This window comes from uncultured Lamprocystis sp. (genome assembly GCF_903933125.1).
In the GTDB taxonomy this organism is placed as follows: Bacteria; Pseudomonadota; Gammaproteobacteria; order Chromatiales; family Chromatiaceae; genus Thiodictyon.
This window is the reverse complement of record NZ_CAIZIZ010000323.1, coordinates 1-9,041: the sequence shown is the minus strand read 5'-3', so window position 1 is coordinate 9,041 and position 9,041 is coordinate 1. Positions and strand designations below refer to the sequence as shown.

General features: G+C 64.1%; 7 protein-coding genes and 1 tRNA gene. 2 read left to right on the top strand and 6 right to left on the bottom strand.

From position 1 onward, the window contains the following. Positions 1–287 precede the first annotated feature (287 nt). The 5 genes from QZY03_RS16715 to ettA all read right to left on the bottom strand — a co-directional run bounded on the left by QZY03_RS16715 (position 288) and on the right by ettA (position 5,978). Positions 288–623: an excalibur calcium-binding domain-containing protein gene (locus QZY03_RS16715; protein WP_295583017.1), complete on the bottom strand. Its 336-nt coding sequence runs from the start codon at positions 621–623 to the stop codon at positions 288–290. Continuing rightward, positions 514–1,137 (bottom strand): hypothetical protein, encoded by a 624-nt coding sequence (locus tag QZY03_RS16710; protein ID WP_295583016.1) that lies wholly within the window; start codon positions 1,135–1,137, stop codon positions 514–516. Before QZY03_RS16710 ends, QZY03_RS16715 begins: the two co-directional genes overlap by 110 nt. A 19-nt stretch (positions 1,138–1,156) precedes the next feature. After that, complete coding sequence (locus tag QZY03_RS16705) at positions 1,157–2,044, bottom strand: ATP-binding protein (RefSeq protein WP_295583014.1); 888 nt, start codon at positions 2,042–2,044, stop codon at positions 1,157–1,159. A gap of 258 nt (positions 2,045–2,302) precedes the next feature. Then, positions 2,303–4,213, bottom strand: a complete 1,911-nt coding sequence (locus tag QZY03_RS16700) for an EAL domain-containing protein (RefSeq protein ID WP_295583012.1) — start codon at positions 4,211–4,213, stop codon at positions 2,303–2,305. 97 nt (positions 4,214–4,310) lie between these two features. After that, entirely contained in the window at positions 4,311–5,978 is a 1,668-nt protein-coding gene (gene ettA, locus QZY03_RS16695) for an energy-dependent translational throttle protein EttA (RefSeq protein WP_295583010.1), read from the bottom strand. 216 nt (positions 5,979–6,194) lie between these two features. Between ettA and mobB the strand changes: the two genes are divergently transcribed. Next, complete coding sequence (gene mobB / locus QZY03_RS16690; RefSeq protein ID WP_295583008.1) at positions 6,195–6,737, top strand: molybdopterin-guanine dinucleotide biosynthesis protein B; 543 nt, start codon at positions 6,195–6,197, stop codon at positions 6,735–6,737. Here mobB and QZY03_RS16685 read toward each other — a convergent pair. After that, the gene (locus QZY03_RS16685) at positions 6,716–7,549 is read right to left on the bottom strand and encodes a class I SAM-dependent methyltransferase (protein ID WP_295583006.1); all 834 of its coding nucleotides are present in this window, start codon (positions 7,547–7,549) and stop codon (positions 6,716–6,718) included. The genes mobB and QZY03_RS16685 overlap by 22 nt on opposite strands. Before the next feature lie 215 nt (positions 7,550–7,764). On the opposite strand from QZY03_RS16685, the gene QZY03_RS16680 reads away from it, so the two are divergent. After that, a tRNA-Ser gene (locus tag QZY03_RS16680) sits at positions 7,765–7,855 on the top strand. The last annotated feature ends 1,186 nt before the right edge of the window (positions 7,856–9,041 follow it).

Below are 9,041 nucleotides of genomic sequence, written 5' to 3'. Positions count from 1 at the left end.
GCGGCGCAGAGCGGGGAAGCCGGCGCGGGCTGACGCCATGCCCGGAGTCCAGGGCTTTACCGTGAAAGTGCGTCGTCAGGCTATCCTGGCCTGACGGCGTCGGGACTGGAACGGTCAGGGCTGGAAGCCCTGACTACGCAGTCTCGCACGCTGGCAGTCGCGACAGCAGTCGAGAAGACTTTCATGTTTCGGGGTAGCGCGGGCGCCATGGCCGGTCGCCGTCGCATCCAGCCTGTTCTCGTCCGGCTAAAGCCTCGACCATCCTTCTCGTTAGGCCCTTCATTGGTCTAATTGCACCATTGCTGTTCACAGGGTTCACCATCATTGTCACCATCCATCTGCGTGTTTGGACAATTACGGAGAAAATACAGGGCTTCAGCGCAGGAGTTCATCTGCGAGCACCGGGTACGACCGTCGCATCGGAAAGTCTGTCTAGGTGCGGCGGAAACCGTCGGTGTGGCGTACTCTGCCGCTGCTCCGGAATACCGCGATGTGAATGCAGTGTAACTCAACTCAAAGCCGATAGTCCTCCAACGGGTCAGCCGTCGCACCAGCCCCGCTGCGAAGCCCCCACCCGAGGGTGTCGCAGCCGAGCGCCCATTCCACGACGTCCAACGGGTCATCGCCGCGGGTCAGCCGTTGGTCTTCCTCGCGCACTAGGCCAAATACGCCTTTCAGTTCTTCACCGGCAAGCAGGCGCCTGGCGCTGGCGATTGCGGCGCCGGCATGGGCGATGCGTGCGTTGAGCCGTTCGATGACCTGCTGCTTGTCACGCACTACCCCGACCAGGAAGTCGGTCACCCGCGCCGAGTCGCTCCAGCGTTCACGCAGTTCCCGAATTCGCTGTTCGATGGCGACCTGATCGAGACGGCCGTCGCTGACGCTGTACTCGACAAAGATGCCATTGACCAGCACGACGAACAGGGTGAGTGACCGCACCGCGTTGTCGGAGCGTCCGTAGACCAGCTTGCCGGCGGCATCGATGTCCAGCTCATCAAAGTACACCCACACGCCGGGCCTGGCGCCGTCGATGCAATCACCCAGCCGATAGGCGCTGAGACTGCAATCGAAACGCTTGGTTTGCACCTCGTGTTCCGTTCCATCAAGGTCGATATAGAGCGAATCAAACATGCCCATTGTCGGTCTCCACGAAAGATCAGACGGGGATTTCCGTTTGGTTCAGACTGCCGCTCTCCCGCCCAGCCCAATCACGCGCGAACTGCCAGGCGGTGCGCCCGCTGCGGGAACCGCGCCGCAGGGCCCATTGGAGCGCGGCTTGTTCGACCGGCGCCCACTGCGCCGGGGCTGTCCCCAGACGCCCACACCAATGGCGGACCAGGGTCAGGTACTGTGCCTGGGTGAAGGGGTGAAAGCTGACCCAGAGCCCGAACCGGTCGGAGAGCGAGATTTTCTCCTCCACCGCCTCACCCTGGTGCAATTCACCGTCGACCATGTGCGCGTCACGATTCTCAGACTGGAATTCAGGCATCAGGTGGCGGCGGTTGGAGGTGGCATAGATCAGCAGGTTGTCCGGGGTGGCGCTGATCGATCCCTCCAGCGCGGCCTTAAGCGCCTTGTAACCGGGCTCGCCGGCCTCGAATGAGAGGTCATCACAGAAGAGGATAAAGCGCTCCGGACGCTCCCGCACCAGATCCAGGATGTCCGGCAGGTCTTTGAGGTCTTCTTTGTCCACCTCGATCAACCGCAGGCCCTGGTGCTTGAAGGCGTTGTAAACGGCCTTGATCAGGGACGATTTGCCGGTCCCGCGCGCGCCCCACAGAAGTAGGTTGTTGGCGCCATACCCGGCGATGAACTGGCGGGTATTGCGTTCGATCTCGGCCTTCTGGCGATCGAGGCACAGCAGGTCCGCCGGATCCAGCCGGTGCGGCGCGTGGAGGGCCTCCAGTTGGCCGCGACCGTTGCGAATGCGCCAGCGGAAAGCCGTGGCCTCCCAATCGGTCGGACGCGGCGGCTCGGGCAGCAGACGTTCCAACCGATCGAATAAGGCGTCGAAGCGGGCGCTGAGGTGTGCTGGGTCGATCATTTAGAAAAATTTCACTAATAAATTAAACAAGTAGCGAAGCGCATCCCGATAGACATCGGGCTGCTCATGCCCAAATTGAATCGCTTCTCCGATTACGACAACGACAACGACAACGACAACGACAACGACCGAGACGCCGCTATAGCCTTCTTACCTGATATCCGGACAGACCCTGGGTGTAGGGGCGGGTTTTAAACCCGCCCCGACGTCCGGTTATCACGTCCGATGGCTATATCTACTCTGCTCCCGGCCCCGGGATCATCCCGTGGTCCCCAGACTGCGGTGCAGTCGCAGGTCATCCAGGGTCACCGCCGGGCCGACCCCGTAGCCTTGGGCGAAATCGACTCCCAAGTCGCGCAGGATCTCGACTGCCGCGGGTGTTTCGGCCCATTCAGCAATGGTCTGGAGCTGAAGCACATGGGCGACATGATTGATGGACTCGACGACCGCCCGATCCACCGGGTCGTTAGCCAGATTACGCACAAAGCTCCCGTCGATCTTGATGTAACGCACCGGGAGTGACTTGACATAGGTGTAGGAAGCGAAGCCGGTACCGAAATCATCGACGGCAAATGAACTGCCCAGATCGCACAAGCTCTGCATGAAGGCGCGCGCTCTGCCCAGATCCGAGACGGCATTGGTCTCGGTGACTTCGAAACAGATCGCCTGATAGGGCACCCGGTAGTCGCTGAACTGGCGCTTGAGATAGGGCAGGAATCCCTCATCGACCAGGGTCGTGGCGGAGAGATTCACGGCGAGCATGAACTGCTCGGGGTGTTGCTCGTGCCAGGCCCGCAGTTGCTCGGCCTGACGTCCGAGGACGTGGGCGAGAATCCAGCGGTCCACCGCCGGCATCAGGACATAGCGCTCGGCGGCCGGGATGAAATGGTTCGGGGCCACCGAACGTCCTTGATCGTCCTGCATCCGCACCAGGATTTCATAGTGCATCGCAGCGCCCGCGACCTGCAATGGTTTGATCGGCTGCGCCATCACGCGAAAGCGGTTTTCCTCCAGCGCACGTCCGATGGTCGAGATGAGCGCCACGTCACCCAGTCGGCGAATGGCGTTGACATCTTCGGGACTGAAGAGGTGCAGCCGATCGCCGCCGCGCGTCTTCGCGACCTGGCAGGCGATATCCGCCCGCCCCAAAGCACTGAGCGCACCCTCCGCCGGCGCGAAGTTGACGAGCCCGATGCTGACCGACACATCAAAGGTCCGCTCTCGCCAGGTGAACGGGAAGCTGCGTACGGTGCGCACCAGATCCGCACAGACACACTCGGCGCTTGCCACGGCCTCGCCGACAAACAAGGCGGCAAACTCGTCGCCGCCCAGGCGCGCCAGGGCGGTGGCGCCGCCGAGCTTGGTGGAGATGATCTGGCCAAGCTGTTTGAGCAGTTTGTCACCCGCGGCATGTCCGCAAGTGCCATTGATGAGCTTGAAGTGATCCAGATCGATCAGACAGAGTGCGTGCGGCTGCGCTGCACGGTCCGGATCGGCGACCGCCGCACCGATCAGTCGCTCCAGCGTGCGTCGATTATTGAGGCCGGTCAGGGCATCGTGATTCTCAAGATAGTCGATCTGCGCCTCTGCCCGTTCACTCTCGGCCAGATCCTCGGCCATGATCAACAGCCAGGACTCGCCCTCCAGGGTCAGATTGCGCAACAGCAGTCGCAGTGCAAACGCCTCGCCACCCCGACGCAGACCGCTGCAATGAAGCACGCGCGGACCCGCCGCGTCCTCCCCTGAGGCCATCTCGGTCTCGGCGCCGGTCGCAAGACTCGGAATCAAGACCTGGACCGGGAGCGACAAGACCTCGTCACTCAGACGCCCGAACAGCATCTCCGCGGCCGGATTCAACACCCGTACGCGCAGTTCCGGGTCTGCCAGGATAATCCCTTGACTCATCGCACCAAGGACAGCGCGCAGCGTCTCGCCAGCCGCTCGCAGATCGCTACCGTCAGCGCGTGCGGTGCGGGCGACAGAACGCCCCCGCACCATGAGCAGCAGGGCACACAAGCCCGCGACCGCCACCAGGGCGACGATCAGCGCCAGGCGACCACCCCCCGCGACCATCCGTGCGACAGCGGAGCCGTCGCAATACCAGAGCAACCCGGCGGCAATCAGGGCCCCGGCCGCTCCCGCCGACAGCGCGATGAGCCACGGATCCATGGTTGCCCGCCACGAATCGGATTGTCCGTGATCCTGACGGTGGGACAGGGCGCGTCCCAACCGGGCACCCGGGGCGTGTGGCGTCGGCATCGCATCCTCAGGCGGACAGCCGCCGGTATTTGATGCGATGCGGTTGGTCCGCGTCGGTGCCCAGGCGGCGATGGCGGTCGGCCTCATAGTCCGCGTAATTGCCTTCGAACCAGGTCGCCTGGGAGTCACCTTCGAAGGCCAGGATGTGGGTGGCGATCCGGTCCAGGAACCAGCGATCATGGCTGATGACCACCGCGCAGCCGGGGAAGGTCAGCAGCGCCTCTTCAAGGGCGCGCAGGGTTTCCACGTCCAGGTCGTTGGTGGGTTCGTCGAGCAGCAGCAGGTTGCCGCCGCTCTTCAGCAGTTTGGCCAGATGGACCCGGTTGCGCTCGCCGCCGGAAAGGTCGCCGATGCGCTTTTGCTGATCCGATCCCTTGAAGTTGAAGCGCCCGCAGTAGGCTCGCGACGGCATCTCGTAGCGGCCCACGATGATGGTGTCCAGGCCATCGGAGATCTCCTCCCAGACGGTCTTGCTGTCGTCCAGGGCATCCCGGCTTTGGTCCACGCAGGCCACCTGCACGGTCTCGCCGATGCGCAAGGTGCCGGCATCCGGCTGTTCCTGCCCGTTGATGATGCGGAACAAGGTGGTCTTACCCGCGCCGTTGGGGCCGATGATGCCGACAATGCCGCCCTTGGGCAGGCTGAACGACAGATTGTCGTAGAGCAGGTTGTCCCCAAAGGCCTTCTTGAGGCCCTCGGCCTCGATCACCAGGTCGCCCAGCCGCGGACCCGGCGGGATATAGATCTCGTTGGTTTCGTTGCGGGCCTGGAACTCGGTGGACTGCAACTCATCGAAGCGCGCCAGCCGCGCCTTGCTCTTGGCGTGACGCCCCTTGGGATTGGCGCGCACCCATTCCAGCTCCTGCTTCATAGTTTTGACGCGGGCGGCCTCGGTCTTCTCCTCCAGCTCCAGCCGCCGCTCCTTCTGGTCCAGCCAGGAGGAGTAATTGCCCTCCCAGGGGATGCCGTGGCCCCGATCCAGCTCCAGAATCCAGCCCGCGACGTTATCCAGGAAATAGCGGTCATGGGTGACGGCAACCACGGTGCCGGGGTACTCGAGCAGGAAGCGCTCCAGCCAGGCGACGGACTCCGCGTCCAAGTGGTTGGTCGGCTCGTCCAGCAGCAGCATGTCCGGCTTGGAGAGCAGCAGCCGGCAGAGTGCGACCCGCCGCCGCTCGCCGCCGGAGAGGGTGGCCACGGCCGCATCCCAGGGCGGCAGTCGCAACGCCTCGGCGGCCACCTCCAGGGTACGATCCAGATTGTGGCCGTCGGTGACCTCGATCAGGTGTTCGAGTTCCGCCTGTTCCTTGGCGAGTGCATCGAAGTCCGCATCCACCTCGGCATAGGCGGCATAAACGGCGTCGAGCCGGGTCAATGCGTCCTTGATGTGCCCGAGCGCTCCTTCCACATTGCCGCGAACGTCTTTGGTCGCGTCCAGGTGCGGCTCCTGGGGGAGAAAGCCGACCTTGATCCCGGGCTGGGGGCGCGCCTCGCCCTCGATCTCGGTGTCGAGCCCGGCCATAATGCGCAGCAGCGTGGATTTACCCGAGCCGTTCAGACCCAGGACGCCGATCTTGGCCCCAGGGAAAAAAGACAGGGAGATATCGCGCAGGATCACGCGTTTGGGCGGCACGACCTTGCCGACCCGATTCATGGTGTAGATGTATTGAGCCATGGCTTGCCCGCGTTAGAGACCGGATGCTTGGGGGAGACGGTGATGGTCGCGTCGCGGTGGGCCGCCCGGGAGCCGGGCCGGTGTCCGCGATCGAGATGCGCATTGTGGGGCGCGGCCTGGGAAATGTCCAAATTCGGGACCAATCTCGCCGGGACCGACTAAAGGTTCCGGTAATCGCCTAGAATCACACGGCAACGCTCAGGATCATGATCGCCTATGCCTCCCTACCCCATCCCCGTCATCGGCTTCATCGCGCCCAGCGGCACCGGTAAGACGACGCTGCTGCGGCAACTGGTTCCGATCCTGAAGCGCCGCGGCTGGCGCGTCGGCTATCTCAAGCACGCGCACCATACTTTCGACCTGGACCGCCCGGGCAAGGACAGCTTCGAGGTCCGTGCCGCCGGGGCCGATCAGGTCTTGCTGGCATCCACGCAACGCTGGGCGCTGCAGGTGGAGAACCGCACGCCAGGCACGGACCCCGACCTGGGCGAACTGCTGAGCCGCTTCGCGTTCGACCAATTGGATGTGGTGCTGGCGGAGGGCTTCAAATACGCCGATTACCCCAAAATCGAGATCCATCGCACCGCGGTCGGCGAGCCGCCGCTCTACCCGCGCGATCCGGCGATTATCGCCGTCGTGACGGACGCCGATCTGCCCGCCGATGACCACCCGCCGCCGCGCCTGCCTTTGGACGATCCGGACGCGGTCGCGGAGTTCATCGTCACCTGGCTTGCGCTTCAGGGCTCGGCGCTCAGATAAGCGATCCAACCGGCATCCGGCTCCCCGGACTCCACCGGCTCAAAACGGCCATCCGGCCGACCCTGCGCATCCCACCCCTGCCAGTAAACCAGCACCCGTGAGAATCCCGCCTCGGCCAACAGATCCCGGATCTCCGGCAGCGACCACAACCGCCAGTCGTAGGTGAAGGCGCGCTCCAGACGGGACCCGTCTTCGAAGCTGAAATGGATGTGACAGACCAGACGACCGCTGATCGGATCATAGTGAGCCTGTTCCCACTGGTAGCGGAAGCGGCCCAATTCGGGGTCCTCGATCAACCGCTCCTCAATGATCAGCCGGTAGGCGTCATAGCCTCCGTAGGCATCGAGAAAAAAGACCCCGCCCGGTGCCAGGGCCGCGCGCACCTGTTCAAAATAGGCGCGCAGCGCGGCGCGGCTGCACAGCAGCCAATAACTGAAGTTCATGGCCAGCACCAGATCCAGAGGCCGGGTGGCGGCACGCATCACGTCTTGCTCCAGCAGCTCGACCCGGACGCGCTGCGCTTGCGGCAGTGCTGCCAGGTTGTGGCGGCGGCCCCACGCCAGGACCTCCGGGTCCAAGTCCACCCCGAAGGCCCGATTGGTCTTACGCCGCCTGACCCATTCACAACAGACCGCGGCCGTCCCGCAAAAATCCTCCCGCAGCCACCGGGCACTGCGTCCGCGCAGCAACCGGTAGGTCCGGTCGACAAAATCCACCTCGGCGCGGGGACTCTGCACCGCGCGCTCGTAGAGGCGGTGTCGGTCCGCCAACGCGGCGGCGGTCGGGCGAGCAACAGGGCGTTGTGGTGCCATGGTCGGAAAACCGGTCGGATGGACGTTTGACGGTGGACGGCGCGCTACGCCACCAGTCGCGGAAGAAATCAAGAAATCAATCGGTGGATTGAAAGGACACGGATATTACTGTATCTTCTTCGGCTCGCGAGCGTTTCGGAAAACTGACTGTCCCCCTGCCACAGGCTGGCGGTCGCAATCCGGATGCTGCAGGCAAACGCGCGCGAAACACCCCCGGAGAGGTGTCCGAGTGGCTTAAGGAGCACGCCTGGAAAGTGTGTATAGGTTAACAGCCTATCGAGGGTTCGAATCCCTCCCTCTCCGCCAATCAAGAAAAAAGACGATTTAAATTCAGTAGCTTAAAAAGCTGAATCGGTTCCTTCCCACAAATCTACCCACAAAGTGCATCCTGCTAGGGTGATTTTTGCCGCTCGTCGGGCCGCTGAACGGTAGGGTATCAAGGGCCGCGCCCCACAAGATAGACCGCACGGGACAACCCCGGACCCTGAGTATGGTCGGCGGGATCAACGCCCGTGCCCCCTCCCCGTGGAGCGGTACCAGGTTCAGAACCGACAATCTGTCGGTTCTGAACCTCGTCATCTGGCCGGGCTCCGGCTCCGGCTCCGCGAGGGTGTCCGGCTCCCGGCTCCGCGAGGACCTTCGCGAGGGTGTCCCGGTCCAGCGTTGCCGGCGGGTTCGCCCTGGGGCTCTGTCCGGTCAGGTGGACGCCTTCACCGTGGAGCGGTGCCAGGATCAACCGGCCGGGCTCCGGCTCCGCGAGGGTGTCCCGATCCAGCGTTGCCGGGTGTCCGGTGCCGTCTCGCCTTGGGGCTCTGCCGCGGCCGGCTCGGACTCCGGGAGGGGAACAGGCACGCTCCCCGATCCAACCTCGAACCGGCCGGGCTCCGCGAGGTTGACCGGCTCCGCGAGGGGTCCCGGTCCAGCGTTGCCGGCGGGTTCGCCCTGGGGCTCTGGCCGGTCAGGTGGACGCCTTCACCGTGGAGCGGTGCCAGGATCAACCGGCCGGGCTCCGCGAGGTTGACCGGCTCCGCGTGGGTGTCAGGTTTGGGTATACCCCAGCAAGGCGTCAAGCTAGGGCTGAAAAAGTGTCAGGATAGGATAAGTTCTGCATTACCTGACACATGATCCGTACGGGTCTAAGGGTTCAACCTGACACTCTGCCGCTGGCCGGGCCAGGTGGTAGCCGAACCCGTCGATCTTCGCGAGGGGGTCCCCGTCCAGGGTCGGGCGCGGCGAATCGGCTCCGAGACCGTTTCGCGCGAAACAGGCCAGTCAGACAACTGACCCATCCGCCCATGAAAAAGCCCGCACAGGGCGGGCTCGGTGGGGATCAGGCGGCGGTACCGCTCACGTCTGGACGGACTCCAGGGCGACCAACTCGGCCGCAACCTCGGCCGCGGTCCATCCGGCCGCCTTCAAGGCGCGCTTGGTCTTCGCCCGCTGTCGGCGGCGCTCGGCGGCGGCGGCTTCCTCGGGGGTCTGGGTCGGCGCT

Bases quoted from the DNA above. Each gene is read 5' to 3' on its own strand.
- ettA (WP_295583010.1), bottom strand. From the start codon at position 5,978: ATGGCTCAATACATCTACACCATGAATCGGGTCGGCAAGGTCGTGCCG.
- mobB (WP_295583008.1), top strand. From the start codon at position 6,195: ATGCCTCCCTACCCCATCCCCGTCATCGGCTTCATCGCGCCCAGCGGC.
- QZY03_RS16700 (WP_295583012.1), bottom strand. From the start codon at position 4,213: ATGGATCCGTGGCTCATCGCGCTGTCGGCGGGAGCGGCCGGGGCCCTG.
- QZY03_RS16685 (WP_295583006.1), bottom strand. From the start codon at position 7,549: ATGGCACCACAACGCCCTGTTGCTCGCCCGACCGCCGCCGCGTTGGCG.
- QZY03_RS16715 (WP_295583017.1), bottom strand. From the start codon at position 623: ATGACCCGTTGGACGTCGTGGAATGGGCGCTCGGCTGCGACACCCTCG.
- QZY03_RS16705 (WP_295583014.1), bottom strand. From the start codon at position 2,044: ATGATCGACCCAGCACACCTCAGCGCCCGCTTCGACGCCTTATTCGAT.
- QZY03_RS16710 (WP_295583016.1), bottom strand. From the start codon at position 1,137: ATGGGCATGTTTGATTCGCTCTATATCGACCTTGATGGAACGGAACAC.